Source organism: Marinobacter oulmenensis (genome assembly GCF_014201735.1).
Taxonomy (GTDB): Bacteria; Pseudomonadota; Gammaproteobacteria; order Pseudomonadales; family Oleiphilaceae; genus Marinobacter; species Marinobacter oulmenensis.
On sequence record NZ_JACHFE010000004.1, the window covers coordinates 290,373 to 317,146 of the forward strand.

The following is a 26,774-nucleotide window of genomic DNA, read 5'->3' on the forward strand; positions in this document are numbered from 1 at the left end:
GCTGCTACCGCTGATGTCCACGGTTTGCGCCGCGTTATCCACGGTGCCGCTGACGCTCAGATCGCCCGCGGTCGCATCCAGCGTCGCGGTGTCATCTACCTGCCCCTGGTTACCAGCCGCGTCTGTCACGGTCATGGTCACGGTCAGTTCGCCGTCGGTCAGGCCACTGAGGTCCTGGCCGGACACAGTAACCGTGCCATCATTGCCTACGCTGATATCAGACGGGTCTACCGTCACACTGCCACCCTGGCCATCGGTGATCACGATGCCGTTGACAGTGGCGCCATCTTCCACCGCACCGGTAAAGGTGACGTTGCTCTGTTCTGTCGCGTTGATCTCGCCATCGGCGTCATCAAACTCAATGGCGTTGCCGTCACTGCCGCCGGACTCTCCGGGTGCTGTGGTGTCCACAGTACCTGTACCGCTTGCAGTGGCCTCGTTACCGGCCGCATCGGTGATGCTGGCATCCACGTCGTAGCCGCCTTCCGGCAGATCATCGGCATCAACGCTCCAATTGCCGTCGGCATCAACGGTCGCTTCAAGCTCCTGGGTTTGGCCATTGGCATCGGTGATCACGACTGTCACGGTGCCGCCGATTTCATCGGACGTACCATTAATCGTTGGTGTGGTGTCATTGGTGGGACCCGGAACATCCAGCGTCAGGGTCGGGGGTGTGGTGTCTGCGGAACCTCCCGGATCAATGGCTGTCCCGCCCTGGCTGGCTCCGCCAGTGGCACTATCTGAACCGGCAGCGCCTGCAGGGGGAATCCCTGCGGGGTCAGCAAAACCGAATTGCTGGGCAAAATCGGGACTGCCAGTCTGCGCAATTTCAGAAACCCGCAGCAGCCGGACAAAGTCATGCCCCCCTCCTGCTGCACCGCCAGCGGTCCCTGCCGCAGGCGCTTCCAGCACATCGAGAAGGTCCTGATCTGAAGACAGGGCATCAACCACGGCGTCGGTGGATTCCGCCGCAAAAAACTGGCTCCCCGCATCCCCTTCTACTTCTTCGCCTTCCGGAAGACTCAGGGCGACATCTGGCCCAAGCTCCAGAGGGTCTCCATTCAGAAGCAGCGTCACCTGACCGTTCTCTCCGGTGACGATCCTGGCTTCCTGACCATCAATCTGAACAACGTCTCCCGAGGCGAGGGACTGCTCCCCTTCGGCACTCACGAGCGTGACGGAACCTTCGGCATTAATGATCTGGATGCGGGCATTGGCCATATTTTACACCATTTAACTTGTTACACTTTCTTACAAATAGCATTCAAGCTTATTATGCCCATCGTGGCTATTGGACTGGCGTACAGTACTGCCCCTATACATTGTCACTGCAGACACACTGCCAACCCCGGAAAGGCTCTAACATGATGAAACCTACTCTCGTCACCGCTTGTTTGCTCATTGCAAGCAATTCCGCTTTTGCAGACGGATCACTACAGCAAACGGTCCGGGAAGCGGTGGAGGGGAACCCGGAGGTTCAGGCAAGCTGGCACCAGTTCCTGGCTTCCGGACAGGATGTCAGGGCCGCCGAATCCGGTTACCGGCCGACCGTCGATGTCAGTGCCCGGTACGGCTATGACTGGCAGGACGCCGATGGCCGTGAGAATTACGATGGTGCGGATGCCAGCATCAGCCTCGTGCAACAACTCTATGATGGGTTCGAGACCCGGAATGACGTCCAGCGTTTCTCCGGGCTCGAACTGGTTCGATACCACGAACTGCTCAGCAGTGTGCAACAGACTGCGCTTGAGGCCTACCAGGCCTACACCGACGTGATCCGTCGCCGTGAACTCGTTGATCTCGCCGAGGAAAATCTGGCCAGGCACGAGGAGGTTTACGACAAGATCATTGAAACTGTATCCGCCGGCATCGGTCGGGCGGCAGATCTGGAACAGATCAGTGGCCGTCTGGCGCTGGCGAAAGCGAACCTGATCACCGAACAGGCGAACCTGCACGATGTCAAAAGCCGCTACCTGAGAATTGTCGGGCACCTGCCGGCAAACGAGCTGGAGCCCTTCGCTCTGGATGAGTCCGCGCTCCCCAATTCCCTGGACGGCATCCTTTACCGCGCCTACGAAAACAACCCCGCTTTTCATGCCGCCGTCCGGAACATCCGGGCCGCCGAATCCACCGTGGACTACCGCAAGTCCGCCATGAAGCCGCGTCTGAATCTGACCGCCAGCTACAACACCCAGACCTACGACGATATTGGCCGGGACAACAGCCAGTCCGACGCCCGCATCGGGCTGGAGGTCCGCTACAACCTCTACCGGGGCGGACAGGATCAGGCAGTGGTCCGGGAAGCCTATCAGCAGGTCAACGTGGCGAAAAACCAGAGAGATCAGGAATGCCGCGTCCTTCGCCAGAACATCCAGGTTGCCTACGAGGATATCCAGTCGATTAACAGCCAGTTGCCGAACCTGAACCAGCACCGCCTGTCATCCGAACGGGTTGTGGCAGCGTACCGTGATCAGTTTGATATCGGTAACCGGACACTCCTTGATGTTCTGGACGCAGAAAATGAAGCCTTCCAGGCCAGCATCGCTTATGTGAACGCCGTCCACGACAAGAAGATTGCCGTTGCCCGAACACTGGCGGCCACCGGCGACTGGCTGGCCACAGTAGGCGTCATGCCGGAGGGAATTCCGACCCTTAACAAGCTGGGCGCGGATCCACTATTCATTGAGGGCGAAAATGCCTGCCCCAGTGGCACCCCGGGCTTTCGCGACTACTGAGTAACGTGCAACCATCAGATTCACCGGCCGCTCGGAGCACCAGGCGCCGGTGAAACAGGGCCAACCCGAGGTAAGCAATATCACAGTCAAGTCCGACCCATTGGTAGACTGCCTTCTGATTGTCGGCAGGCACTACCAGCTTTCCAGTACCCCCGAACATCTGACCAGCGGTTTACCACTGGCCAATGGCCACCTTTCGCCTTCCAATATGGAACGGGCCGCATCGAGACTCGGTTTGAGCTGCAATCAGACCCGTACACCTCTTCACGGCATCAATCGTCATCTATTACCCGCCATCCTTCTGATGAAAGGCCAGAAAGCCTGCGTCCTGACCGGCTTTGACGAGGACAACCAGGCCCGGGTGATCTATCCGGAACTCCCGGATGCGGAAACCACGGTTGCCACCGAAAAACTCGAGCAGCACTACCTCGGCCATGCGGCCTACTGCAAGCCGTCGTTCCGGACCGAAAAACGCGCGCACATTGTGGACCGATCATTAACCGGCCACTGGTTCTGGAGCGTGCTCTCGAAGAGCCGTCGCCTGTACCGGGATGTCATCACCGCGTCACTGCTGATCAATATTCTGGCCCTGGGCATGCCCCTGTTCGTCATGAACGTCTATGACCGGGTGGTGCCCAACCACGCCACCAGCACACTCTGGGTGCTGGGCGCCGGGTTGCTGGTGGTCCTGCTGGCCGATTTCGGCCTGCGGCTGATGCGAACCTGGTTTGTCGACCTGGCAGCACTGCGCACGGATGTCGAGGTCTCCGCCCGGATCATGCACCACGTGCTCGGACTGAACCTGGCCCACAAGCCGGCCTCAACCGGTGCCTTTGCCACCAATATCCAGAGTTTCGAGAGCGTCCGCGGTTTTATCTCCTCGCTGACCATTCTCGCCCTGGTCGACCTGCCCTTCAGCATCCTGTTCATGATCATCATTGCCTGGATCGGCTGGCCACTGGTGTTTCCGATCCTGATCGGGGCCTTGCTGATCCTGGCCTACGGCGTAGCGGTCCAGCGCCAGCTCAAGACCATGTCTGATGAATCCATGAAAGCCAGCGCCCAGCGCAATGCGGTACTGGTGGAAGGTATCAACAACCTGGAAACCGTGAAAAGCTTCAATGGCGAAAGCGGTATCCAGAAAAGTTTTGAAAACAGCTCATTGCAGGTTTCCAAACAGAGCGCCGCCATGCGTCTGTTCTCCGGCTCCGTCACTCAGGGCGCAACCCTGGTACAACAGACGGTAGCCATGTCCATCATCATCCTCGGCGTTTACCTGTTGATCGAAGGTGACCTCAGCCAGGGCGGACTGATTGCCGCCTATCTGCTGTCATCCCGCGTCATGGCCCCGATCAGCCAGACCGCCGGCCTGCTGGCCCAGTACCACAACTCGGCCACCTCCATGGAAAATCTGGACAACCTTATGGACCTGCCGCAGGAACGCCCGGAGGGTCGGGAATGGGTCACCCGGCCAGCCCTGCGTGGCAAGATTGAGTTCCGCAATGTCAGCTTCCGGTATCCGGAAGACGAGCGTTACGCCCTGTCCAATGCCAGTTTTGTCATCCAGCCCGGCGAACATGTGGTTATCCTGGGCAAAAACGGCTCCGGCAAAACCACCATACAGCGCCTGATGCTGGGACTGTTCGCGCCGGAAACCGGCTCCATTCTCTACGACGACGTCGATAGCCGGCAACTGGACCCGGCCTTCCTGCGCAACCAGATCGGCTATGTGCCCCAGGACATCAACCTGATGTACGGCTCGCTCAAGAACAACGTCCTGCTGGGGAATGAGGCTGCCAGCAGTGACCAGTTGCTCAAGGCCGCCGAACTCAGTGGTCTGGACGCTCTGGTCAGTCAGCACCCGGCCGGTTTTGACCTGATGATCGGGGAAAACGGTCAGGGGCTGTCCGGGGGACAGCGGCAGACGGTTGCTGTTGCCCGGGCCCTGGTGAGTGACCCGGCAATGATGGTGCTGGATGAGCCCACCGGGTCACTGGATCACTCCGCAGAATCCAGCCTGTGCAGGAATCTCAAGCGTGTGGGACAGGACCGGACCATGGTGATGATCACCCACCGATCACTGCTGCTGGAACTGGCCACGCGTATTATTGTCGTGGACAACGGCCAGATCGTGGCAGATGGACCCAAGAACGAAGTCGTCGAAGCCCTTCGAAGCGGCCGGGTTTCGGGAGGCAGGCTATGACAGACCCTGCCGACAAACGGTTGAAGAAAACCCGGGAACAGCGCCGCTTCGAGTCCGTCGGCACTTTCTCTGACCGGGTGACCCACAGTACGTCGGTGTTCACCCGGCTGTTCAATCGCTGGACCTCACAACCAAAGCTCACCAACTGGGAAGAAGACGCATCCTGGGCCGAGCTCCAGCAGGAGCCACTGAAAGCCCGCGGACTGCTTTACATGGCGGCGTTCACCATTTTGGCACTGATTGTCTGGGCGTATTTCGCCCCGCTTGATGAGGTGACCCGCGGCCAGGGCCGCGTGATTCCCTCATCCCAGCTCAAAGTCCTGCAAAGTCTGGATGGCGGCATCGTCAAAACGATCGATATCCGGGAAGGCCAACGGGTTGAGCAGGGCCAGATACTGATGACCCTGGACCAGACCCGATCCCTGGCCGATGTCGGTGAGCTGCAGGCCCGGATCCTGAACCTTCGTGCCGAAACCGTCAGGCTTCGGGCCCAGATCAACCGTGAGCCGCCGGAATTCAGCAGCGAACTGAAGTCATCAGCGCCACAACTGATCAGCGATCAGAGGGCACTGTATACCAGTAACCTGGCCGAACTGGACCAGCAACTAGGCTCCCTGGAAGAACAGAAAATCCAGCGCCGCCAGGACCTGCTCGAAGCCCAGGCCACCCTGCGCCAGTCCCGCAAGGTCCGGGATCTTGCACAACAGGAACTGGAGGCAACCCGCCCGCTTCTGAAATCCGGCGCTGTCTCCGAAGTGGAAGTGCTCCGGCTGGAGCGGGAGATTTCCCAGGCCGAAGGGGACTTCAAGCGGGCACAAGCTGCTATTGAACGCGCCCAGGCCGCCATACGTGAAATCGAAAACCGGATTCAGGAAGCCACCCTGACATTCCAGAACCGGTGGCGCAGTGAACTGGCGGAGGTCCAGGTGCGACTGAGCTCACTGCAGCAGGAAGAGGCCGGCCTGGCCGACCGGGTCCAGCAAACCCAGATCAAATCGCCGGTCAACGGCATCGTCAAACGGATACACACCAATACTGTGGGCGGCGTGGTACTGCCGGGGCGGGAACTGATTGAGATTGTCCCGGTGGAAGACCAGCTCATCGTCGAAGCCCGCGTATCGCCAGTGGACATCGCCTTCCTTCGTCCGGGCCTGCCGGCGACCATCAAGCTGACAGCCTACGACTTCAACATCTTCGGCGGCCTGGATGCTGAAGTTGAACACATCAGTGCCGATACCATCACCGACGAAGAGAACAACACCTTCTATCTGGTGAGGCTGAAAACCCAGAGCCATGAGTCCACCAATGACCTGGCCATTATTCCGGGCATGACCGCCCAGGTTGACATCATTACCGGACAAAAAACCGTTCTGGAGTATCTGCTCAAGCCGGTTCTCCGGGCCACGAGTGAGGCTATGAGGGAAAGATGAGCCTTGATCATCATCGAGTGTTGACCAGCCCGACGTTTACGGCACCCGCCTGGCCGGGGTATTTCGACTCGGTTATCCAACTGGGCGCGGAACCGGTCGCCGACTATACGCGGGGAGCAACGCTGATCTGGCTGTGCACGGCCGTGAAGGACTGGCGGCAGGTTCTGCAGGACATCCAGAGCACCGGCAGTGCCGGTGTTGTGGTCATGGCCATGGCCCCGACCCCGCAGGAAGCGAGGGAAGCCTTTGCTCTGGGCGCCCGGGCCTACATCCATGCCCTTGCCGGTGCTCCCCTGCTTGACCAGGTGACCACGGCGGTCCAGGCCGGGGGCTACTGGCTGCCCGAAACCATGATGCTTCAGATGATTGGCACCTTTGACGGGCTGCTCAGTGGCACGCCCGACAGCCATACTGACATCGCAACCGACGAACTGGATCGGCTGACCCCCCGCGAACGGGAAGTGTGTCAGGAGGTCAAAAGCGGAAACGCCAACAAAGTGATTGCGCGTAACCTCGGCATCACCGAGCGTACCGTGAAGGAACACCTCAGCCGGGTGTTCAGTAAACTCGGCATCCGGGATCGTGTACAACTGATGCTCTACATGAACGGTAAACTCGAACTTGCCGAAAGCGTGACAGGAGGGGGCTGACCCGTGTTCATCAAGCGTGACAGTCAGGGCCGGATCATCGCCGTCAGCAAAGTTGAACAAAGCGGCTTTGATGAACAGTTGCCCACAGACAACGAAGAACTGCTGGCTTTCCTTTCATCGGAGGACGATCCGGAAAACCTGTTCCGAAAGTCCGACGCCGAGCTGATACGGGTTATCGAGGATCTGGTGGACATTCTTACCGCCAAAGGGGTGTTCCAATACACCGAGCTACCGCTGCAAGTCCGCCAGAAACTCAACTCCCGCAAAGCCCTTCGTAGCAACCAAAACAGTCTGGACCTGTTGGACGACAATCCGGACGACATGCCCTGGCCGTGACGCCCCCCGGGCCGCAGGCGTCAAACGAATAAGCCGACGCCCGGCCCAATGAACGAAGGAAGGTTCACTCCATGGAATGGCCGGAATGGCCCATGGCTCCGTTTTCTTTCATCATTCCGGGCGCATCATCCAGCGACTGCACCGACAGTTCGATGTTGATCGGGTCCCGCTTCCGGAACCGAAGGGTGACCGGAACCCGCTCCCCGGCTTTCAAGGGTGAAGCCAGTTTTTCCAGCATCAGATGATAACCGTTAGGCTCAAGCTTCACCGTCTGGCCAGGTGCAATCTCCAGCCCGTTGTCCAACGGCTGCATGCGCATTACCCCATCATCCATAATGGTCTGGTGCAGGGAAACGTGGCCGGCCCGGGGGCTGCTGGCCCCCACCAACGTGGCCTTGCTGTCTGCATTGTTGGTGATTGCCATATAACCCACGCCCATCGGCGTACCCGGAGGCGTCGGCCGGCTCCAGGGATGATCGATCATCAGATCGGCCATGTGGTAGTCGTGACTCCAGGCCAGCGGCGCAGCAATCAGGGCCGCCAGTGCCATCGCAATAAAAGGTAATTTCATAGAATACGTCCTGTTCCATTGATGGCGGTAACTTAAGCCAGGTACGTGGCAACTTCAAAGCGGATGATTGCGACCGATAGTCGCAACAGGCCTAGCTCTTGCCAAGAGCACTAACCAGGGCGCCGAGAAAACGCGATGCCTCACCTCCGGTAGCCGCCCGGTGATCGAACGTCAGGGACAAGGGCAGAATCCGCCGAACCGCGGGCTCGCCATTCACCGGTACGACTTTGTCCCGCGCTCTGCCGGCCCCGATAATCGCCACCTGAGGCGGCGTGACAATGGGGTTGGCGTATTGCCCCGTCATGGTCCCGAAGTTGGAGAGCGTGATGGTCGCCCCCTGCATTTCAGACGGCGGAATCTTGCGCGTGGCCACAGCCTCCCGAAGGTTTTCCAGGCCCTGTCGAAGGTCCTTCAGTTTGCGGTGGGTAATGTCACGCAGCACCGGCACAAACAATCCTTCCGGGGTATCAACCGCAATCCCCACATGAACTTCACTGAGCAATCGACGGGACAGGTTGTCACCATCAAACCAGCAATTAAGCACAGGCTCGGCCTTACAGGCCGCGCCGATCGCCTGAACCAGGCCCATGGTGATATCGGTGCCCGGTTTCCAGTCGCCAATATCCACATCCTCGAAAATGGACACCGGCACCACCTCGGCATGAGACAGGGCCATGTTTTTGGCCATGGTACGGCGGGTGCCCCGCAGAGGCTCGGCATCCCCCAACTGCCTCTGATGACTGGCCTGCTGATGCACATCGTCGTTGGTGATCAGGCCACCGGGACCGCTGCCACTGATCTGCTCAAGACTGACGCCCAGACGTTCAGCCAGTGCGCGAACCCCGGGCGTGGCCCGGTTTGACCGGGCGCGACGACTGGAAGCAGCGGCCCCCACGATGAACGAATCCTCAGCAACAGAAGAATCACCATTTGCGGCCGAGGCTTTAAGCTTACCGACAACGGTTCCCGAATCCTCGTCCTCGCCTTCAAACGCCAGCAGCGGCTCGCCCGTGTGAATGATGTCGCCAGGCTGGCCGTACAATTTGGCGATGATCCCCGCCTGGGGCGACGGCACTTCAACAATGGCCTTGGCGGTTTCCACACTGACCAGTACCTGGTCCGCCGCCACCTGATCTCCCACAGCCACCTGCCACTCGACAATTTCCGCTTCCGGCAGCCCTTCGCCCAGATCCGGTAATCTGAAATTCTTCATGGTCAGCTCCTACAGTGAAATCACCTGTTCAACGGCTGAAACAATGTCCTCCACCCGGGGCAGATAGAACGCCTCATTACGGTAATAGGGCATCACCGTGTCGTAACCGCTTACCCGCACGACCGGGGCCTGCAGATCCAGAAACGCTCGTTCCGCCAGCGAGGCGGCAATTTCCGCCCCGACGCCACCGTTACGGCAGGCTTCGTGCACAATCACCGCACGGCCGGTTTTCGCCACCGAACACAGCAGCGTTTCCCGGTCCAACGGCGCCACCGTCGCCACGTCGATCACCTCACAGCCAACGCCCTGCTCGGCCAGTTGCTCCGCCGCCTGCAGGGTCTCCTGAACACAGGGCCCCCAGGTAATCAGCGTGACGTCCTCTCCTTCCAGCAGGGTGAAACAGGTATCCAAAGGCAGCGCCTGGCCGTCATCAGCCACACTCTGGGTGACCGCCCGATATAACCGTTTGGGTTCGAGAAAGACCACCGGATCCGGGTTACGGATTGCCGCCAGCAACAGGCCATAAGCCCGTTGCGGGGAGCTCGGAATCACCACGCGCAGGCCGGGCACATGGGCGAACAGGGCCTCGGTACTCTCCGAGTGATGTTCGGGCGCATGAATGCCACCGCCGAAGGGGGCGCGATAAACCAGCGGGCAGTGCAGGCGGCCTCGCGTCCGGTTACGCATCCGCGAGGCGTGGCTGACGATATGCTCCATGCCGGCATAGATGAATCCAAGAAACTGGAACTCCGCCACCGGCTTCAACCCCTGGGTCGCCATCCCCACCGCCGTGCCGGCGATCAGATTCTCCGCCAGTGGCGTGTCCATCACCCGCCGGAACCCGAAGGTTTCCTTGAGCCCCACTGTCGCCCGGAAGACGCCGCCGTTGGTGGCGATGTCTTCACCCAGCACCACCACGCTGTCGTCATGGGCCATTTCCCAGTGCAGCGCCATATTGATCGCTTCGACCAGAGTCACTTTCCGGAGGGTATTATCCGTCATGACGCACCTCCGTTGACCGCTGGGCCAGCCGTTCCCGCTGTTCTTTCAGTGCATCGGGCAGGGTTTCAAACAGATAATCCAGCATCGCGGTCGGAGGCTCGGATTCCGTCGAAAGATAGGCCTGAACAGCGGCATCCACCGTTTCACGACACTCTTCCTGCAATGCTTTTTCCTGATCGGGTCGCCAATGGCCATGGTCGTGGAGCCAGTTCTGCAGCCGCTTGATGCCGTCTTTCTCCCAGGCATGCTTCAGTTCTTCCGCGCTGCGGTAACGGGTGGCGTCATCGGCCGTGGTGTGATCCCCCAAACGATAGGTCACCGCCTCGATCAACGTGGCCCCCTTGCCGCCATGGGCACGCTCCAGAGCCGTATCCAGCGCTTCCACCGTGGCAAAGTAGTCGTTGCCATCCACGACATGGCCGGGAATACCGGCACCGATCGCTTTCTGGGCAATGGTTTCGGCGCCACTCTGCAGACCGCGCGGTGTGGAGATCGCCCACTGGTTATTGATGGCAACGAAGACCACCGGCAGATGCCAGGCCCCCGCCAGGTTGATACTCTCCAGGAAGTCGCCCTTGGACGTTCCCCCGTCGCCCACACAGCACACCACCGCCCGGTTTTCGGCACGCACCCGCATGGCCGACGCCACACCCACCGCGTGGCAGCACTGGGTGGCAATGGGAACGGCAATGGGCAGGTCTTCCGGACAGGCAGGCCAGACGCTTCCTCGCTCATCGCCGCCCCAGTAAAGCAGCATATCCTCCAGCCGGACACCGCGCAGAATGTGGGTGGCCTGGTCCCGGTAGTAGGGTACGAACACATCAGTGGCCATCATGGCCTGACCAATGGCTGTGCCCACTACCTCGTGACCGAGCACCGAGGGGTAGGTACCGCATTTTCCGGTTCGTTGCAGGGCGATGGCTTTGGCGTCAAAGGTGCGGGTCAGCACCATGTTGCGGTAGGCGGCCAGGACCCTTTCGGTCTCTGCGGCCTGTGAGGGAAGCTCGCCCAGGGGGCTGCCGTTATCATCCAGATAGCGGGTACTGTCCACGTGAAATTCGTGGCGTTTTCTCATCCTATCCTCCTTACCCTTGCGTCTTCCGGTGAAGACGTCCGGAGCCTACCGCACCGCTTGTGGCAGTCGCGGGGCCCTTTTAGGGCAGTGTTCTTGTTGTTTCGGACACGGATCTCGCGTCGCTGGGATAGTCATCGAGGCACGAAAGCTCTCTGTTTACTGTTTAGACGATACGGCAAGGATGATCAATGAACGCGGCAGGGAATCGCTTACGAGGGGAAGAGCCAGTCAGACCGGACCAGGGACGCGCCCTGGCCCGAGTCCGGGGCCCGGTCAGGCTTTTTTCACAAACTCCGACTTCAGTTTCATGGCGCCGACACCATCGATTTTGCAGTCGATGTCGTGGTCGCCGTCCACCAGCCGGATGTTCTTCACCTTGGTACCCACCTTCACCACGGAACTCGAGCCTTTCACCTTCAGGTCTTTGATCACAGTGACCGTGTCGCCATCCGCCAGTTCGTTGCCATTGGCATCACGCACCACCTTGCCGGACTCCGCCTCGGCCTGTTCGGCTTCGCTCCATTCATGGCCACATTCGGGGCACACAAGCTGGACACCGTCTTCGTAGGTGTATTCAGAGTTACATTGGGGGCAAGGTGGGAGCTGGGACATTATCATTTCCTGTTAACTGAATGAGAACTGGATTATACCACTTCCTGAGTGCAGATTTCTCAACGCCGCTCACTGGATGTTCGAGGCATTTCACTTGCTGGCATGGCGCAGGTACGGGTACGGCTTCCAAAAATATTGAGGGCCAGGGATGGCCCGAAATAAGCGCACATGGACGTGCTCGTAGCGGTTTTTGGAAGCCGTACCCGTACCTGCCAACCACCGAACCGGGAAATCCGGAAAGCGGTCGCCGCCGGCATCGGTTAAACTCCAAAGCACGAAAACGAACCGAAGGAACCCCCAAATGCCAATCTGGGTCGACGCCGACGCCTGCCCCGTCCCCATCCGGGAAATCCTCTGCCGCGCGGCCACCCGCTGGCAGATCCAGACCACCTTCATCGCCAATCACGCAATCAGCCTGCCCCCCAGCCCGTTTATCAAACGCCGGCAGGTGGCCCATGGCTTTGACGTGGCTGACAACGAAATCATGGACCAGATGACCAAAGGCGACCTGGTCATCACCCAGGACATTCCCCTGGCCGCCGAAGCCATCGAAAAAGGGGCGGATGTGTTTAATCCCCGCGGCCAGGCCTTTACCCCGGACAACATCCGCCAGCGCCTGGCCATGAGAAATTTCATGGAGGAAATGCGCAATGCGGGCCAGGTCACCGGCGGCCCGGCGCCCTTCAGCCAGGGGGATCGCAAGGAATTTGCGGACCAGCTTGATCGCTGGTTACAGCGAAACGCCCGCAAGTGATAATGATTCAGTTTTAAATATTTCCGGAATCCGCTACCCTTGCCGGCCTTGACCCAAAGAGCCCAGTAAAAGGAAGCGGATCATGACTTCACACCGCCAGCACGACAGCAGCTTTGCCGCCCTGGGCCGACTGCTTCGCTACGCCCGCGGCTACCGCCGCCGGATTATCACCGCCACCACCTGTTCAATCATCAATAAACTCTTTGATATCGCTCCGGAAATCCTGATCGGCGTGGCGATTGATGTGGTCGTCAACCAGGAAGAGAGCTTTGTTGCCAGTCTTGGCTTCGAGACCGCCCAGGAACAGATCACCGTGCTGGCCGCCCTCACCTTCTTTATCTGGGCCGGGGAATCCCTGTTCGAGTACCTGTTTCAGGTGCTGTGGCGCAACCTGGCCCAACGCCTGCAGTCCGATCTCCGCCAGGATGCCTACGAGCATGCCCAGCGACTGGACATGAGCTTCTTCGAAGCCACCAGCTCGGGCCAGCTGGTGGCCACCATGAATGACGACGTCAACCAGCTTGAACGCTTCCTGGATGGCGGCGCCAACGCCATGATCCAGGTGGCGGTAACCGTCGTCGCCGTGGGCGCGGTGTTCTTTGTGCTTTCGCCTCTGGTCGCCCTGCTGGCCTTCACACCGATCCCCCTGATCATCTGGGGCGCGTTCTACTTCCAACGCAAGGCAGGCCCCCTGTACGCCGATGTCCGCCAGAAAGTGGGCGATCTCTCCAGCCGGCTGGCCAACAATCTCGGTGGTATTGCCACCATCAAGAGCTTTACCGCCGAGAAGCGGGAGGCGGAACGTCTGAAACAGGCGAGCGAAGCCTATGTGGAAGCCAATCGCCAGGCCATTCGCATCAGCTCTGCCTTTATCCCCATCATCCGCATGGCCATTCTGGCCGGTTTTCTGGCCACCTTCACCGTGGGTGGCATGATGGCCCTGGAAGGGTCCCTGAATGTCGGCGCCTATGGTGTACTGGTCTTCCTGACCCAGCGCCTGCTCTGGCCACTCACGGGCATGGCGGAAGTCATCGACCTGTTTGAACGGGCCATGGCCAGTACCCGCCGGATCCTCGACCTGCTGGCCGAACCGGTCCATGTCCACGATCAGGCCGGGAAAGCACTGGCACAGCCGGTTCAGGGCCGGGTTGAATTCGACAACCTCCACTTCCGGTATGGCAGCAGCGGTGCCGGTGTCCGGGACATCAATCTCGACGTCCCGGCTGGCAACACCCTGGCGCTGGTTGGGGCAACAGGATCGGGCAAATCCACCCTGGTCAAACTGATGCTGCGCTTCTACGACCCGGAACAGGGACAGATCCGCATCGATGGCCAGCCCATCCGCGAGGTCAGCCTGAAATCCCTGAGAGATGCCATTGGCCTGGTCAGCCAGGACGTCTACCTGTTTGATGGCAGCATCCGGGACAACCTGGCCTACGGCAACCCGCAGGCCACCGATGAACAGATCATCGAGGCCGCCCGGACCGCCGAGGCCTGGTCATTTATCAGCAACCTGCCTGACGGGCTTGACACCGCCGTGGGCGAACGTGGCGTGCGCCTGTCCGGCGGCCAGCGACAGCGCCTGTCACTGGCCCGCGCGCTGCTCAAGGACCCACCCATTCTGGTCCTGGATGAGGCTACCAGTGCCGTCGACAACGAAACCGAAGCCGCTATCCAGCGCTCCCTGCGCCGCATCGGCCACAACCGGACCGTGATCATGATCGCTCATCGGCTGTCCACCATTGTCGATGCCGACACCATCGCGGTTGTCGCCGACGGTTCGGTGGTTGAGCAGGGAAGCCACAGCCAACTGCTCGAACAGGACGGCGCCTACGCCGCCCAGTGGCGGGTGCAGACGGGACAGGCCTGAGGATTCAGATCGCCTGCAAAAATCATATATTGATAGTCATTCGCATTTAAATTATGCTGCCGCCCGCACTTGAAAAGGGAAAGCCCCATGCCTGCGTTCTTTGAGGTCGATGAGCTCGCCGTCCGGATTGGCGAAAACACCATACTGCATTCGCTGGACCTGACCTTCGAGGAAGGCGAAGTGACGGCACTGCTGGGCCACAATGGCTCCGGCAAGTCCACCCTGCTCAAGACCCTTGCGCGGCAGATTCCGGCCAGTCAGGGCAAGGTAAAACTGCAGGGCGATGCCGTTGACAGCCTCGGCGCCCGCGCTTTTGCCCGGGTGGTTGGCTATCTGCCCCAGCATCCACCGGCAACCGACGGGCTGACGGTGCGGGAACTGGTGGCTCTGGGCCGATACCCCTGGCGTGGCCCGCTCGGGCGCTACACCTCCGAAGACCAGCAGCTCATTGACCAGGCCCTTACGGATACCGACCTGGTGCCATTCCAGCATCGCTCGGTCGACACCCTCTCCGGCGGTGAACGCCAGAGGGCATGGATTGCCATGCTGCTGGCCCAGCAGACCCAGTGCCTGCTTCTGGACGAACCCATCTCGGCCCTGGACGTGAAACACCAGGTTGAAACGCTGCGTCTGGTGCATCGACTGGCCCAGCAACGGGAACTGACCGTGGTGGTGGTCCTGCACGATGTCGACCTGGCGGCACGGTTCTGCGACCGCCTGGTCGCCCTCAAGTCCGGCGCGGTGGTTGCCGATGGCAGCCCGGCCAACATCATGGACAGCAAGGTGCTCGAATCCATCTATAGTGTGCCCATGGGGGTCATGGAGCGCGCACCGGGCCAGTGGGTCTCCTATGTCCACTGAGCGGCGCGGGGTCGTTCAATGGCTCGCTGTGTTGCTCACCGCCATAGTGATGGCCGGCCCGGCCCAGGCTAAAAGCTGGCAGCACGAGACCGGCACCCTCACCCTCAACCAGACACCCAAGCGGATCGTCGCCCTGAACTGGGCCGCCACCGAGGCGCTGCTGCTGCTGGGCATCACCCCCGTCGGCGTGGCCGACCGGGATGGCTACGGTTACTGGGTCCAGGAACCGGCCATGCCGGAAGAAGGCGTGGCGAATGTGGGAACACGGGTCGCGCCAAGCCTGGAAGCCGTTGCCCAGCTCGAACCAGACCTGATCGTCACCAGCACCGAAATGGCCCCCGCCGCGGACCTGCTCGAACGCATCGCCCCCACCTACGTTGTCAGTGTCTACAAGGAAGGCTCCACCCCGTTCGAAAAAGCCCGCGGGATGCTGCTGACCCTGGGAGAAATGATGGGCCGCGAAGACCGGGCCCGCCAGGTGCTGGCCGATCTGGAGCAGACCCTGAAACGTCAGCGCGAGCAACTCGAAAACGCCGGGCTGACAGAGCGCCCGGTGGCCCTGGTCAGTTTTCTGGACCAGCGTCATGTCCGGATCTATACCCGCAACGGGCTCTTCCAGAAAGCCCTGGATGGCCTGGGGCTGAAAAACGCCTGGGACACCGACGGCAGTTACTGGGGCTTTTCAGTCATTGGCCTGGAGGCCATGGCCGATGTCACCAACGCCCGGCTGGTGGCACTGGAACCCTTTGTCCCCGGCCTCTCTGACAGCCTCGCCAACAGCCCTTTCTGGACCTACCTGCCGCCGGTACAACGCGATCAGGTGTACCAGATTCCGCCAGCCTGGCCCTTCGGCGGTGTCCATGCGGTCAAACGCCTGGCGACGTCACTGACACAAGCACTTCTGGAGGGCGGCAGCAACAATGTCCACTGATTCCGCAGCCCCTTCGCAGCAACAACCGGCGCTGCCGGCCCGGCTGCCTTTCGTTGCCATGCTACTCTGGCTGATCGCCCTCACGGCCAGCGCCGCGCCCCTGCTTTCGGGCCTGAGTCTGCCGGAACTGCTCAGCGCTTTCTGGAGTTATGACGGCGCCAATTACAGCACCGTCCTGGCCCACTACAGCTGGGCCCCCCGAGTGGCCATCGCCGTGCTGATCGGCTGCGGCCTTGGTCTGGCCGGGGCCATCACCCAGCAGATTCTGGGCAATCCCCTGGCCTCCCCCACCACGCTGGGGGTCGCCGCCGGCAGCCAGTTCGGCATTACCCTGGCCACGCTGTTTGCACCGGGCCTGCTGGCCTTCAGTCCGGATATCGCCGCCGTTGGCGGCGGCCTTCTGGCTATTGGCCTGGTCATCGCTCTGACCTGGCGGCTGGGCTTCTCCCCGGTGACGGTCATACTCGCAGGCCTGGTGGTGAGTTTTTTCCTGGGCGCCATCAACATGGCCTTCCTGCTGCTCAAGGGGGAATGGCTGGGCAACCTCTACATCTGGGGGGCGGGTTCTCTGGTGCAGAACAACTGGCAGCCCTTCCTCGACCTGCTGCCCCGGGTGCTGACGATTGCCGTGCTCATGCTGGCACTGATGCGCCCTCTTCAGTTACTGCAACTCGGCCAGGCTTCCGCCAGCTCGCTGGGCGGCCGGGTTGCACTGGTCCGCGCCCTGGCCCTGTTTCTGGTGGTTCTGATGAGTGCCACCGTGGTCAGCCGGGTTGGCATGGTGGCCTTTGTTGGCCTAGCCGCACCGGTTATGGCCCGGCTGCTGGGCGCCCGGACTCTGGGCCAGAGACTGCTTTGGAGTACCGTGATGGGCGGCGGGTTCCTTCTGCTGGCTGACACTCTGGCCCATTGGGCCACCGCCTGGGGTGGCAGCTCGCTGGTACCAACCGGAACCGCCACCGCCCTGATCGGCGGCCCCATCATCCTCATGGCACTGCAAAGCATCCGCAATACCCATCACATGCCGGGACAGGATACCAACCCCGGCAGCTTCCTGCCCAAACGTCGTTCACTCAACACCGTGGCCATCGCCCTTGGTGGACTGCTGCTGGTCACCACCTTCATATCCATGGCCTGGTCACCCGGCCTGGAAGGCTGGAACTGGACACCGCCCTGGCAATGGGCGGATGCCTGGGTATGGCGCGGCCCACGACTCCTGGCCGCCATCCTGGCGGGCATGGCTTTGGGCATGGCAGGGACACTGATCCAGCGCATGACCGGCAACCCCATGGGCAGCCCGGAACTGCTGGGGATCAGCGGCGGGGCGGCGCTGATGATGGTGATCGTGGTGATTTCAGGACTTGAGATCGGTCGGTTCGGCCAGTTGGCCGTGGCAACGCTGGGAGCCGCCATAGCCCTGGGACTGCTAATCCTGCTGGCCCGTCGCCACCAGTTTGCCGGTAATCAGTTGCTACTGGGCGGCCTGGCGCTGTCGGTGTTCATGGATGCCGGCTTGCGCCTGGTCATGGCGTCCGGCGGCACAGTGGCCTCCCGACTGCTGAACTGGATGTATGGCTCCACCTGGCTGGTGTCGGAAACTGAGGCATTGGGGCTGATGGCGCTGGTGCTCGGTTTCGGGGTTTTGCTGGTTCTGACCCTACGCCCGCTGATGCTGCTGCCACTGGGCAGCGCCTCAGCTTCCTCCCTGGGGCTGGCCGTGCCCCGTGCCCGTCTGCTGCTGCTTTTGCTGGCATCCGTGCTGACCGCCGCAGCGACGGTGGTCATCGGCCCCATGAGCTTTGTCGGGCTGATCGCGCCTCACCTGGCCCGGGTTCTGGGACAACAGACGGTTGGCCGACAACTGGTGGTGGCCGCGCTGGCCGGTGGTTTCCTGCTGGCACTGGCGGATTATCTGTCGCGGGTGGTGATGTACCCGAATCAACTGCCGGCGGGACTGCTGGCAGCGCTGGTGGGCGGGATTTACTTCCTGTGGGGACTGAGCCGCCACGGCCGGGCCTGAACGAACCTCGTTCAGGCTCCCAGCAGCAGACTGAGGCCGGCAAGCGCAATCAGGCCGGTGGCCACGACGGCGATTTTGAGGCCTTCGATCACTTCCTGTTCCATGACACGCCCCTTCACTAAAAGAATGTCTGACTACTATAGTGGAGCACCGCACACGCTGTAAATAATAATGTTTTTCATTAACATTTATTATCTTCCCGGCAAGCCGCTTTTCAGGCCTTCAAACACTGACTATGGTTGGAGAATCATCTGACGCCAGACCGTTCCGGAGGCATCATGAAACATGTCGGCATCACCCTCGCCCTGCTTGCCGGCCTTGGGTTCGCTCAAGCCGGGCACGCAGACAGCACCTTCCGTTCTGACAAAACGGATTTCCGCCTTGAAACCGTGGCTGACGGACTGGCTCACCCCTGGAGCCTGGCGTTTCTTCCCGATGGCGACCTGTTGGTGACCGAAAGAGAAGGCAGGCTGCGGCGTATTCGTAACGGGACACTACAGGCGGCTCCCATCGACGGCCTTCCGGAACTGGTGGTCTCCGGCCAGGGCGGCCTGCTGGACGTGGCGCTGCACCCGGAGTTTCCTGCTAACCGGCGGCTGTTTCTGAGCTATGCGCACAAAAATGCGGAGGGCATGACCACCCGGGTCGCCAGGGCCACCTATCGCAACGACACACTGACCCATGTGGAGGTTATTTTCGAGGCACTGCCCCGCTCTGATACCTCCCGGCATTTCGGCAGTCGGCTGACCTTCGACCCGCAAGGCAACCTGTATGTGTCGGTGGGTGATCGGGGCGCCATGCGACGTGCCCAGGACCGGGAGGACGACGCCGGCGGCGTGCACCGGATCACTGTGGAAGGCGAACCGGCACCGGGTAACCCGTTCCTGGGCCAGCCCGGGGCCAATGACACCCTGTACACCTGGGGCAACCGGAACATCCAGGGGATGACCCGCCATCCTGAGACCGGCGAGATCTGGACCCACGAGCACGGCCCCAGGGGCGGGGACGAAATCAACATCCTCTCCGCCGGCACCAACTACGGCTGGCCGGAGATCACTTACGGCATCGACTACAGCGGCCTGCCCATCACCACGAAGACCGCAAAACCGGGCATGGCCCAGCCGTTACACTACTGGGACCCTTCCATTGCACCTTCGGGCATGGCGTTCTACACCGGAGAAGCCGTCCCCGAGTGGCAGGGGGATCTGTTTGTCGGCGCCCTGGCCATGCGCAAACTGGTGCGCCTGAAGATTGAGGACGGCGAAGTGGTCGAGGAAGAGGATCTGCTGACAGACCTGAACCAGCGCATCCGCGATGTCCGGATGGGCCCGGATGGCGCACTCTGGCTACTGACCGACTCCGCCAATGGCAAGGTCTATCGGGTGGTTCCAGTCAACTAGGTCTGCACCGGTGAACCGGTATGCCCGGATTGGCCGACGGTGTTGCGGCAAATCTACGGAATCAGGTTCCGGGGTGATGGGGAGACACCTGAAAATCTGTGGAGCCATGTTCCCGAATGGCGGGGAGGCTCCTGCAAACCTGCGGAAGTCATGTCCCGGGGTGATGGGGAGACTCCTGAAAATCTGCGGAGCCATGGATGGCGGAGCCGAAGCGTCACATGGACGTGCCGAAGGAGCGTTTTTCAGGAGTCTCCCCATCACCCCGGAACGTCTGCTTCACTCCACAGTCAATGAGGATCATTGGTCCTTTCTGTTTTCTCGTACTGGGGCAGATCGTCGGTAATCTCGAACCAGTCCGAGGCGGACCCGACATAGACATGGCGAGCGGCGCCCCTTCCCAGTGGCTCATTGATCGCCCCGACCCGCAGCCGGAGGATACCGGGAATGGCATCCGAGCGGCTGTATAGCTGACTGCCGCAACGAGGACAGAAACCCCGGTGTTTGCCAGGAGAAGACGGGTATTCACGGACCAGATCCTCACCACTCAGATACCGGAAATGCACCCGCTGAACCGGAGCGCTGGCTGAAAAGGCACTGCCGTGGGCCCGACGACACTGCTGGCAATGACACAAGGCAACAGGCCCAAGGGGACCGTCGTATTCGTAGGAAATATCACCGCACAGGCACCGACCCGTATACATGCAACCTCCCGATATCCTTCAAAAACCGGAGCCGAGCATGATACGCCGTTCTGTAACGAAACTCATCAATACTCAAAAACCCTTTACAAACCAGACAGCTGAAACTAACTTTTAACGTGAAATGTAAGCCAACGCCGTAGCGCCAAAACAGTGGATGCGCTATCGTTGAATCTGGTGACATCGAAGGATAATGGTCATGCTGAATCAGGGCCCTCAGACACCGCGCTCCGCCTGGACGCGCTACCGCAGAGCGATGATGCCGGCCCTGGCATTGGCGGCGTCTTTTATGCTGCCGCAGGTCCATGCGGCCGGGAAGGCATCGGTTGAAACCTTCTCCGGCTCCTCCCACCTGTGGGCCAACCACATCCGGGACTATGCCTCAGATTCCCTTGGCTCGGTTGATGGCCTCAGCGTTGCCGCCGTTCCCCTGAACGGACCGGGCATTGAGCAGTATGTAAACGCTGACCGACGGATGAGCCCAGGCTCCATCATGAAGGTCATTACCACTTACGCGGCTCTGGAACTGCTGGGTCCGACCTACCGGTGGCATACTGACTTCCTCACCGACGGCACCATGAGCGGCAATGAACTGGACGGCAACCTTTACGTCCGGTTCGGTGGCGATCCGAAACTGACCATTGAACGGCTCTGGGGCACGCTCAGAGAACTCCGGGCCATGGGCATCACTCGCATTAACGGGGATCTGGTTCTGGATGGCAGCTATTACCGGATTGACGGCGGTTTTCCGGCCTTTGCGGACGACGGCGACAATCCCCATGCCCCCTTTCTGGTCGAGCCTTCGCCTTACCTGACCAATCTCAATCTGCAGCACCTGCAGGTGCGTTCCGATGAACGCGGCACCCGCGCCTGGAGCACGCCGGACCTTCAACAGGTGACAATCGACAACCGGGTCACCTCCACGCCGGAAGGCCCCTGCCCGGCCCGCAGCCGGTTCGAGTGGACGCCGGAGTTTCATGCAGACCAGAGTGTGACGGTCCATGTGACCGGCTCACTGCCCGAGGGCTGCCGGACCACAACCTACCTCTCACTGCTGCCCCATGATCAGTATTCTGCGGCCCTGATCCGCTCGATCCTGTCGGAAACCGGCGTCACCATCACCGGTGGCAACCGTCTGGAAGCCACTCCGGATGAAGCCCGGCTGGTGGCCACCACGGTGTCCCCGGATCTGGTCACCATGGTGCGCGACACCAACAAGTGGAGCAGCAATGTCATGGCCCGCCAGATCCTGCTGGCGATTGGTGCCGAGTTTCGGGAGGACGACGCACCGGATGACCGGGTAACCGGCATCCGCACCATCTATGACTGGCTGGAAGACAAAGGCATCAATACTGCCGGTATGGTCATGGATAACGGCTCCGGCCTGACCCGGCATGGCCGGATCACCGCCCGCCAGGGGGTGCAGATTCTGCAGCACGCCTGGAACAGCCCCTTTGCTCCGGACCTGATGACCTCCATGCCGATTATCGGTATGGATGGGACCATGGCCCGGCGCCTGAAAAACACGGGGATGGACGGTTCCGGCCGGATCAAGACCGGACTGCTCGCCAATGTGCGCTCCATTGCCGGTTTCGCGCGGGACGATCAGGAAACCACCTGGGCCATTGTCGGCATGGTGAACAACGACCCTGCCTGGAATGGCAAGGCCGTACTCGACCGGGTGCTCTACTCCCTGCATTACCGCCCGCCGACCGGAACCCAGATCTCCCAGTCGCCGACCAAACCAAGCAACCAGGTCGTTCAGTAGTCCGGAGACTTACCCGTCTTCCCCGAACAGACGGATCATGGTCCGGTCGGCCAGATCACTGGCAAACGGCGCAATAAACGTGACCAGAGGGAACGCCACCACCCAGGCCACCAGGAAGGCCGGCCCCCAGCGCGAGAAGAACCCCTCGGTCAGACCGGTATTGATCAGCGTGATGATCCCGGACATCAGCAGGGACATGATGCCGGACATATAGAAGGCAAACACCAACCGGCGAATGCGCGTAACTCTGTAACTTGACATTCATTCTCCCTGAATCAGTCTGGCCTGATGGCCTGTCAGTTCTTGTTTGAGGCCATACAGTTTAATAAGCAAGCGATGCGTTGCCATACGGCTTTACGCCAAGAGGGTGTGCCCATGCGAAAAACCGCTGCACTGCTGACCGGATGCCTGCTGCTGGTACTCTCCGGCTGCAGTTCAACCAGAATCGCCTACAACTACGCGGACCAGGGCATTATCTGGTGGGTCGAGGACTATGTCACCCTCACCTCAGCACAGGAAGAACAGCTTGAGCAGGATCTTGACAGCCTCCAGCAATGGCATTGCTCTGATGAGCTTCCCCGCTACAGCACCTGGCTGAGGGAACTGGAAACGGACATCCTGTCGGGAACGCCCGACGTTGAGACCATCCGCTATCACCAGCAGCAGTTGCTCGGGTTTGTGCCACAACTACTGGAGCGGGGCACCCCGGCCGCGCAGAACCTGCTGGAAAGCCTGAGCGATGAACAGGTCCGGGAACTGGCCGACAACATGGCCAGCAAGCAGGAGGAATTGGAGGAGGAAATGCTCGCAGGCTCCCCTGAGGAGACTGCGCGGGCCAGGGCTGAACGCACCCGGGAGCGGATCGAGGGCTGGCTGGGCGATCTCAACGAACAGCAATGGGCGCTGGTGCAGGCCTGGTCGGCCGACCGGGCCCAACAAACGCAGATCTGGCTGGAAGGTCGCAGAAACTGGCAGAACGCCCTGCTCGCTGAGCTTGACCACCGTAAACAGCCGGGTTTTGACGACGCTGTCCGGGACTTGCTGGTCCACTCGGAGCAGGCCCGGGGCGAAGCCTACCGGCGCATGTCGGAAGAAAGCCGAGCGGCCATGGCCGTACTGATCCACGACCTGATCCAGGCCGGCGGCCCCGAGCACCGGGAGCACATACTCGCCAAAGCCCGGGACCTGAACAGTGATTTTGTCGCACTGACCTGCCAGTAACCGGACAAGCCTCAGACCGTCAGGTAACCGCCGTCCGCGTTAATGCAGGCACCGGTGGTGTAGCTTGAGGCGCCAGAGACCAGATAGAGCACGGTCCCAGCCATCTCGTCCGGGTCAGCCACCCGCTTCATGGGAATATGGGCCATGGCCTGCTTCTTGATCGCCTCATTGGACGTCAGGGCACTGGCAAAGCGGGTGTCGGTCAGCCCCGGCAACAGGGCGTTGACCCGCACATTGCGCTGACCCAGCTCCATAGCGAAGGACTTGGTCATGGAGATAACCGCCGCCTTGGTGACCGAATAGATACCCTGGAAATGGCCAGGATTCACACCGTTAACGGAAGCCACGTTGACGATGGCCCCACCGCCGTTGTCTTTCATCATCCGTGCGCCGTTGGCGCACATGAAGAAATAGCCGCGGATATTCACGTCCACGGTTTTCTGGAAGGCATTGAGGTCGGTGTCTTCAATCGGACCGAAATAGGGGTTGGCCGCCGCGTTATTGACCAGGATATCCAGTTTGCCATGGGTGCTGGCAATGTGCTCCCAGATGGCGTCGATCTGATCCATTTCCCCGATGTGACAGGCAAACGCTTCGGCACTGCCTCCGTCCTCGCGGATACTGCCCGCCACCGCTTCACAGCCATCAATCTTGCGGCTGCTGACGATCACGTGGGCACCATACTGGGCCAGGGTCCGGGCAATGCTTTCGCCAATACCACGGCTGGCACCGGTAACCAGTGCAACCTTGCCGGTCAGGTCAAACAGGTTGGTCTTGCTCATGGAATCCTCTCATTGTTATCGGAATGTCACCGGAGCGGAATCGCCCGCCTCCAGGTGGCTGTAATTGTTGAAAACGGCCAGGCTGCGTCGCGCGCCGGAATACAGGATGCGTGAGACACTGGTGTTGGCGATGACGTTATTGAGCTCCAGCGCCTTGCGGTCCGACAGCTCCAGCAGATGCTGGGCAATCACCGAAATCGGGCCGCCGGACGTGGAAACCAGAATATCTGCACCGCCGGCCACCTCAATCAGGGCATCCAGCGCCGCCACCACCCGATACCGGAAATCCCGCCAGGATTCGGTGTACTCGGCATCATAGTCGCCGCTAATCCAGCGGGCCACCGCCTCCTCGAACACCTGCTGGAAAGCCCGCGCGGGTTTCGGGAAACTGCCAAGATCCCGGGCCATGACCTGCTTGTCGGACCACTCCGGGCGCAGACGCTCAACCACTTCCAGGTGATCAAACTCGTTCAGGCCCTCGAGCACCTGCATATCCGGCAGGGTGGCGCCATAGCCGGTGGCGATGGCCTCCACGGTTTCCCGGTGTCGCTGCAGATTGCCCCCGAAAATGGCGCCCGGGTGGAACTGGTCCGCCAGCCAGCGGCCCAGCACCCGCCCCTGCTCCCAGCCATTGGCTGAAAGCTGGTCGTAATTGTCTTTGCCGAAACTTGCCTGGCCGTGCCGTACCAGATAGATCGTCGCCATTACAGGGCACTCTCACTGATCAGACGCTGGCATCGCTTCTCCAGGTAATTGGCAGCCTGCCCAAACATGGCAAACCGCTTGTCCCTGGTCTGGCCGTGGTAATAGCGGTAGTAGATCTGCTGGATGATCACGGCAAGGCGGAACAGTCCGTATATCTCGTAGAAATCGAAATTGTCAGCCCGGAAGCCTGACTGCTCCATGTAATAGTCCACCACTTCCTGGCGGGTCAGCATGCCCGGCCGATGGGTGGGCTGGCGCCGAAGCATCTGAAAAGGCCCCTCATCATCCGCCTGGATCCAGTAGGCGAGACTGTTACCAAGATCCATAAGCGGATCACCGATGGTGGCCATTTCCCAGTCCAGCACCCCGGTCACCTCAAAGGGGTTGTCCGGATTGAGCACCACGTTGTCGAACCGGTAGTCGTTGTGAATCACCACCTGGGCAATGTCATCCGGCATCTTGTCATCCAGCCAGGCCATGACCGCCTCGAAATCTCCCACGTCTTCGGTTCTGGCCTTGCGGAACCGGTCACTCCAGCCGCCAATCTGGCGCTGCACGTAGCCGGCGCCCTTGCCCAGGGTGTCCAGCCCCGCCGCTTTGGCGTCCACCCGGTGCAGGTCTACCAGTTTGTCGATGACGTTCAGGCACAGCTTGCGGGTATCGCCTTCGTCCAGTTCAAACCCTTTCGGGAAATCCTGGCGAAGAATGATGCCTTTCAGGCGCTCCATCACATAGAAATCGCACCCCAGTACGCTGTGATCGTCGCAGATGGCGACAATCCCGGGGACGTAGGGGTAGACCGGCCGGAGGGCATCCATGACCCGCGCCTCACGCAGCATGTCGTGGGCCGAACGGGCGATTTTGCCCATGGGCGGCCGGCGCAGGACAAATGAGCGGTCACCGTAATCCACCTGATAGGTCAGGTTGGAGGCGCCCCCCGGATACTGCCGGATTTCCGGCTCGCCGGTCAGCTCTGGCAGGGCCTGTTTCATGAACCGGTCCACGGCGGGGGCATCCAGTTCTTCGCCTTCACGAATGGCCGCAGCCTGATCGATCTGGGTCATTCACGAGTCTCCTCTGATAATCACATGGCCGGGTGGCGGCGATTACGCCTTCTTGCCACCCATTTTGCTCATCCAGCGTTTGCTCTCCTGGTACATCAGCCAGTCAAACAGTTTGGGCAGGTAGCGTTTGAGCACCCACATGCGGCGTTCGCGAGCATGGGGCAGCACCCAGAAGCTGCGCTTGTCGACACTGCGGACAATGGCCTCCGCCACATCCTCGGCGGTCACTCCGGACCGTTTCATCAGTTTGTTCACGTTCTGCTGGATGCCGGGAATATCCGAGCGCATGGAGCTGGTGAGGTTGGTCTGGAAAAAGGCGGGGCACACGCAACTGACATGAATGCCACCACCCCGGAGTTCCTGACTGAGGGTTTCCGACAGGGCAATGACCCCGGCCTTGGATACGTTGTAACTGTCCATCAACGGAGCCAGCATGAGCCCGGCCATGGAGGCCACATTCACAAAAGCTCCACCACCCTGCTCCCGGAACAGCGGTGTAAAGGCTTTGCAGCCCCGCACCACGCCGAGCACATTGATGTCCAGAATCCACTCCCAGTCCCCCAGGGTGGTGTCCTCGATGGAACCGGCGGAAGCCACACCGGCGTTGTTTACCACAACGTCCACGCCGCCCCACTTTGACACCAGGGTCTCCCGGGCTTTGTCAAAATCCGGCAGGCGTCGCACATCACACTCGACGAACAGGCCCTCGCCGCCGTTCTGGTTGATTTCCTGCTCGACGGACAGACCCTGTTCCGGGTTGATGTCACCAATACAGACCCGGGCGCCCTGCCGGGCGTAGGTCAGGGCCAGGGCCCGGCCCAGGCCACTGGCGCCGCCGGTTATGAATACACGTGTTGTCATTGTTGTTGTCCG

At 60.8% G+C, this 26,774-nt stretch carries 25 protein-coding genes; 13 read left to right on the forward strand and 12 right to left on the reverse strand.

Going from position 1 to position 26,774, the window contains the following annotated elements:
• Positions 1-1,221, reverse strand: a 1,221-nt coding sequence (locus tag HNR38_RS09640) for a retention module-containing protein (RefSeq protein WP_183702904.1), incomplete at its 3' end; no start/stop codon positions are given.
• 143 nt (positions 1,222-1,364) lie between these two features.
• On the opposite strand from HNR38_RS09640, the gene HNR38_RS09645 reads away from it, so the two are divergent.
• Genes HNR38_RS09645 through HNR38_RS09665 form a run of 5 tightly spaced genes read left to right on the forward strand, consistent with a single transcriptional unit; the run spans position 1,365 to position 7,354 of the window.
• Positions 1,365-2,735: a TolC family outer membrane protein gene (locus HNR38_RS09645; protein ID WP_183702907.1), complete on the forward strand. Its 1,371-nt coding sequence runs from the start codon at positions 1,365-1,367 to the stop codon at positions 2,733-2,735.
• Positions 2,736-2,784: 49 nt separating this feature from the next.
• On the forward strand, positions 2,785-4,938 hold the full coding sequence (locus HNR38_RS09650) for a type I secretion system permease/ATPase (protein WP_343068277.1): 2,154 nt from the start codon (positions 2,785-2,787) through the stop codon (positions 4,936-4,938).
• Complete coding sequence (locus tag HNR38_RS09655; RefSeq protein ID WP_183702910.1) at positions 4,935-6,368, forward strand: HlyD family type I secretion periplasmic adaptor subunit; 1,434 nt, start codon at positions 4,935-4,937, stop codon at positions 6,366-6,368. Before HNR38_RS09650 ends, HNR38_RS09655 begins: the two co-directional genes overlap by 4 nt.
• Positions 6,365-7,018, forward strand: coding sequence for a response regulator transcription factor (locus HNR38_RS09660; protein ID WP_183702913.1), 654 nt, complete (start codon positions 6,365-6,367; stop codon positions 7,016-7,018). Before HNR38_RS09655 ends, HNR38_RS09660 begins: the two co-directional genes overlap by 4 nt.
• A 3-nt stretch (positions 7,019-7,021) precedes the next feature.
• Complete coding sequence (locus tag HNR38_RS09665; RefSeq protein ID WP_183702916.1) at positions 7,022-7,354, forward strand: hypothetical protein; 333 nt, start codon at positions 7,022-7,024, stop codon at positions 7,352-7,354.
• 64 nt (positions 7,355-7,418) lie between these two features.
• Here the strand turns inward: HNR38_RS09665 and HNR38_RS09670 are convergent, their stop codons facing one another.
• From HNR38_RS09670 to HNR38_RS09690, 5 genes are all read right to left on the reverse strand, one after another.
• Positions 7,419-7,925, reverse strand: a complete 507-nt coding sequence (locus HNR38_RS09670) for a copper chaperone PCu(A)C (RefSeq protein ID WP_183702919.1) — start codon at positions 7,923-7,925, stop codon at positions 7,419-7,421.
• Positions 7,926-8,016: 91 nt separating this feature from the next.
• Positions 8,017-9,138, reverse strand: coding sequence for a dihydrolipoamide acetyltransferase family protein (locus HNR38_RS09675; protein ID WP_183702922.1), 1,122 nt, complete (start codon positions 9,136-9,138; stop codon positions 8,017-8,019).
• Positions 9,139-9,147: 9 nt separating this feature from the next.
• The gene (locus HNR38_RS09680; protein ID WP_183702925.1) at positions 9,148-10,140 is read right to left on the reverse strand and encodes an alpha-ketoacid dehydrogenase subunit beta; all 993 of its coding nucleotides are present in this window, start codon (positions 10,138-10,140) and stop codon (positions 9,148-9,150) included.
• The gene (gene pdhA, locus HNR38_RS09685; RefSeq protein ID WP_183702928.1) at positions 10,130-11,215 is read right to left on the reverse strand and encodes a pyruvate dehydrogenase (acetyl-transferring) E1 component subunit alpha; all 1,086 of its coding nucleotides are present in this window, start codon (positions 11,213-11,215) and stop codon (positions 10,130-10,132) included. Before pdhA ends, HNR38_RS09680 begins: the two co-directional genes overlap by 11 nt.
• A gap of 273 nt (positions 11,216-11,488) precedes the next feature.
• Positions 11,489-11,827 (reverse strand): zinc ribbon domain-containing protein YjdM, encoded by a 339-nt coding sequence (locus HNR38_RS09690; RefSeq protein ID WP_183702931.1) that lies wholly within the window; start codon positions 11,825-11,827, stop codon positions 11,489-11,491.
• A 301-nt stretch (positions 11,828-12,128) separates the two neighbouring features.
• Between HNR38_RS09690 and HNR38_RS09695 the strand changes: the two genes are divergently transcribed.
• The 6 genes from HNR38_RS09695 to HNR38_RS09720 all read left to right on the forward strand — a co-directional run bounded on the left by HNR38_RS09695 (position 12,129) and on the right by HNR38_RS09720 (position 19,663).
• Positions 12,129-12,581, forward strand: a complete 453-nt coding sequence (locus tag HNR38_RS09695) for a YaiI/YqxD family protein (RefSeq protein WP_183702934.1) — start codon at positions 12,129-12,131, stop codon at positions 12,579-12,581.
• Between the two features lie 82 nt (positions 12,582-12,663).
• Positions 12,664-14,451 (forward strand): ABC transporter ATP-binding protein, encoded by a 1,788-nt coding sequence (locus HNR38_RS09700; protein ID WP_183702937.1) that lies wholly within the window; start codon positions 12,664-12,666, stop codon positions 14,449-14,451.
• Positions 14,452-14,538: 87 nt separating this feature from the next.
• Positions 14,539-15,312, forward strand: coding sequence for an ABC transporter ATP-binding protein (locus HNR38_RS09705; RefSeq protein WP_183702953.1), 774 nt, complete (start codon positions 14,539-14,541; stop codon positions 15,310-15,312).
• The gene (locus tag HNR38_RS09710; protein ID WP_183702956.1) at positions 15,302-16,243 is read left to right on the forward strand and encodes an ABC transporter substrate-binding protein; all 942 of its coding nucleotides are present in this window, start codon (positions 15,302-15,304) and stop codon (positions 16,241-16,243) included. Before HNR38_RS09705 ends, HNR38_RS09710 begins: the two co-directional genes overlap by 11 nt.
• On the forward strand, positions 16,233-18,263 hold the full coding sequence (gene fhuB, locus HNR38_RS09715) for a Fe(3+)-hydroxamate ABC transporter permease FhuB (protein WP_183702959.1): 2,031 nt from the start codon (positions 16,233-16,235) through the stop codon (positions 18,261-18,263). The genes HNR38_RS09710 and fhuB overlap by 11 nt, the downstream gene beginning before the upstream one ends.
• A gap of 278 nt (positions 18,264-18,541) precedes the next feature.
• Positions 18,542-19,663, forward strand: coding sequence for a PQQ-dependent sugar dehydrogenase (locus HNR38_RS09720; protein ID WP_183702962.1), 1,122 nt, complete (start codon positions 18,542-18,544; stop codon positions 19,661-19,663).
• 287 nt (positions 19,664-19,950) lie between these two features.
• On the opposite strand, the gene HNR38_RS09725 is transcribed toward HNR38_RS09720, so the two are convergent.
• The gene (locus HNR38_RS09725) at positions 19,951-20,364 is read right to left on the reverse strand and encodes a GFA family protein (RefSeq protein ID WP_183702965.1); all 414 of its coding nucleotides are present in this window, start codon (positions 20,362-20,364) and stop codon (positions 19,951-19,953) included.
• Positions 20,365-20,560: 196 nt separating this feature from the next.
• Here HNR38_RS09725 and dacB point away from each other — a divergent pair, with 196 nt between their 5' ends.
• The gene (dacB, locus tag HNR38_RS09730; RefSeq protein ID WP_379919141.1) at positions 20,561-22,129 is read left to right on the forward strand and encodes a D-alanyl-D-alanine carboxypeptidase/D-alanyl-D-alanine endopeptidase; all 1,569 of its coding nucleotides are present in this window, start codon (positions 20,561-20,563) and stop codon (positions 22,127-22,129) included.
• Positions 22,130-22,138: 9 nt separating this feature from the next.
• On the opposite strand, the gene HNR38_RS09735 is transcribed toward dacB, so the two are convergent.
• Positions 22,139-22,390 carry a DUF2798 domain-containing protein gene (locus HNR38_RS09735; protein ID WP_183702968.1) on the reverse strand — a complete coding sequence of 84 codons (252 nt, stop codon included), beginning with the start codon at positions 22,388-22,390 and terminating at the stop codon, positions 22,139-22,141.
• A 114-nt stretch (positions 22,391-22,504) separates the two neighbouring features.
• Between HNR38_RS09735 and HNR38_RS09740 the strand changes: the two genes are divergently transcribed.
• Positions 22,505-23,350, forward strand: coding sequence for a DUF6279 family lipoprotein (locus HNR38_RS09740; RefSeq protein ID WP_183702971.1), 846 nt, complete (start codon positions 22,505-22,507; stop codon positions 23,348-23,350).
• Between the two features lie 11 nt (positions 23,351-23,361).
• On the opposite strand, the gene HNR38_RS09745 is transcribed toward HNR38_RS09740, so the two are convergent.
• Genes HNR38_RS09745 through HNR38_RS09760 form a run of 4 tightly spaced genes read right to left on the reverse strand, consistent with a single transcriptional unit; the run spans position 23,362 to position 26,762 of the window.
• Complete coding sequence (locus HNR38_RS09745) at positions 23,362-24,132, reverse strand: SDR family oxidoreductase (RefSeq protein ID WP_183702974.1); 771 nt, start codon at positions 24,130-24,132, stop codon at positions 23,362-23,364.
• Positions 24,133-24,147: 15 nt separating this feature from the next.
• Positions 24,148-24,837, reverse strand: a complete 690-nt coding sequence (locus HNR38_RS09750) for a histidine phosphatase family protein (RefSeq protein ID WP_183702977.1) — start codon at positions 24,835-24,837, stop codon at positions 24,148-24,150.
• On the reverse strand, positions 24,837-25,901 hold the full coding sequence (locus HNR38_RS09755) for a phosphotransferase family protein (protein ID WP_183702980.1): 1,065 nt from the start codon (positions 25,899-25,901) through the stop codon (positions 24,837-24,839). The genes HNR38_RS09750 and HNR38_RS09755 overlap by 1 nt, the downstream gene beginning before the upstream one ends.
• Before the next feature lie 42 nt (positions 25,902-25,943).
• On the reverse strand, positions 25,944-26,762 hold the full coding sequence (locus HNR38_RS09760) for an SDR family oxidoreductase (RefSeq protein WP_183702994.1): 819 nt from the start codon (positions 26,760-26,762) through the stop codon (positions 25,944-25,946).
• Between the last annotated feature and the right edge of the window lie 12 nt (positions 26,763-26,774).

Bases quoted from the DNA above. Each gene is read 5' to 3' on its own strand.
- HNR38_RS09645 (WP_183702907.1), top strand. From the start codon at position 1,365: ATGATGAAACCTACTCTCGTCACCGCTTGTTTGCTCATTGCAAGCAAT.
- HNR38_RS09655 (WP_183702910.1), top strand. From the start codon at position 4,935: ATGACAGACCCTGCCGACAAACGGTTGAAGAAAACCCGGGAACAGCGC.
- HNR38_RS09660 (WP_183702913.1), top strand. From the start codon at position 6,365: ATGAGCCTTGATCATCATCGAGTGTTGACCAGCCCGACGTTTACGGCA.
- HNR38_RS09670 (WP_183702919.1), bottom strand. From the start codon at position 7,925: ATGAAATTACCTTTTATTGCGATGGCACTGGCGGCCCTGATTGCTGCG.
- HNR38_RS09675 (WP_183702922.1), bottom strand. From the start codon at position 9,138: ATGAAGAATTTCAGATTACCGGATCTGGGCGAAGGGCTGCCGGAAGCG.
- HNR38_RS09680 (WP_183702925.1), bottom strand. From the start codon at position 10,140: ATGACGGATAATACCCTCCGGAAAGTGACTCTGGTCGAAGCGATCAAT.
- pdhA (WP_183702928.1), bottom strand. From the start codon at position 11,215: ATGAGAAAACGCCACGAATTTCACGTGGACAGTACCCGCTATCTGGAT.
- HNR38_RS09690 (WP_183702931.1), bottom strand. From the start codon at position 11,827: ATGTCCCAGCTCCCACCTTGCCCCCAATGTAACTCTGAATACACCTAC.
- HNR38_RS09695 (WP_183702934.1), top strand. From the start codon at position 12,129: ATGCCAATCTGGGTCGACGCCGACGCCTGCCCCGTCCCCATCCGGGAA.
- HNR38_RS09700 (WP_183702937.1), top strand. From the start codon at position 12,664: ATGACTTCACACCGCCAGCACGACAGCAGCTTTGCCGCCCTGGGCCGA.
- HNR38_RS09705 (WP_183702953.1), top strand. From the start codon at position 14,539: ATGCCTGCGTTCTTTGAGGTCGATGAGCTCGCCGTCCGGATTGGCGAA.
- HNR38_RS09710 (WP_183702956.1), top strand. From the start codon at position 15,302: ATGTCCACTGAGCGGCGCGGGGTCGTTCAATGGCTCGCTGTGTTGCTC.
- fhuB (WP_183702959.1), top strand. From the start codon at position 16,233: ATGTCCACTGATTCCGCAGCCCCTTCGCAGCAACAACCGGCGCTGCCG.
- HNR38_RS09720 (WP_183702962.1), top strand. From the start codon at position 18,542: ATGAAACATGTCGGCATCACCCTCGCCCTGCTTGCCGGCCTTGGGTTC.
- HNR38_RS09725 (WP_183702965.1), bottom strand. From the start codon at position 20,364: ATGTATACGGGTCGGTGCCTGTGCGGTGATATTTCCTACGAATACGAC.
- dacB (WP_379919141.1), top strand. From the start codon at position 20,561: ATGCTGAATCAGGGCCCTCAGACACCGCGCTCCGCCTGGACGCGCTAC.
- HNR38_RS09735 (WP_183702968.1), bottom strand. From the start codon at position 22,390: ATGTCAAGTTACAGAGTTACGCGCATTCGCCGGTTGGTGTTTGCCTTC.
- HNR38_RS09740 (WP_183702971.1), top strand. From the start codon at position 22,505: ATGCGAAAAACCGCTGCACTGCTGACCGGATGCCTGCTGCTGGTACTC.
- HNR38_RS09745 (WP_183702974.1), bottom strand. From the start codon at position 24,132: ATGAGCAAGACCAACCTGTTTGACCTGACCGGCAAGGTTGCACTGGTT.
- HNR38_RS09750 (WP_183702977.1), bottom strand. From the start codon at position 24,837: ATGGCGACGATCTATCTGGTACGGCACGGCCAGGCAAGTTTCGGCAAA.
- HNR38_RS09755 (WP_183702980.1), bottom strand. From the start codon at position 25,901: ATGACCCAGATCGATCAGGCTGCGGCCATTCGTGAAGGCGAAGAACTG.
- HNR38_RS09760 (WP_183702994.1), bottom strand. From the start codon at position 26,762: ATGACAACACGTGTATTCATAACCGGCGGCGCCAGTGGCCTGGGCCGG.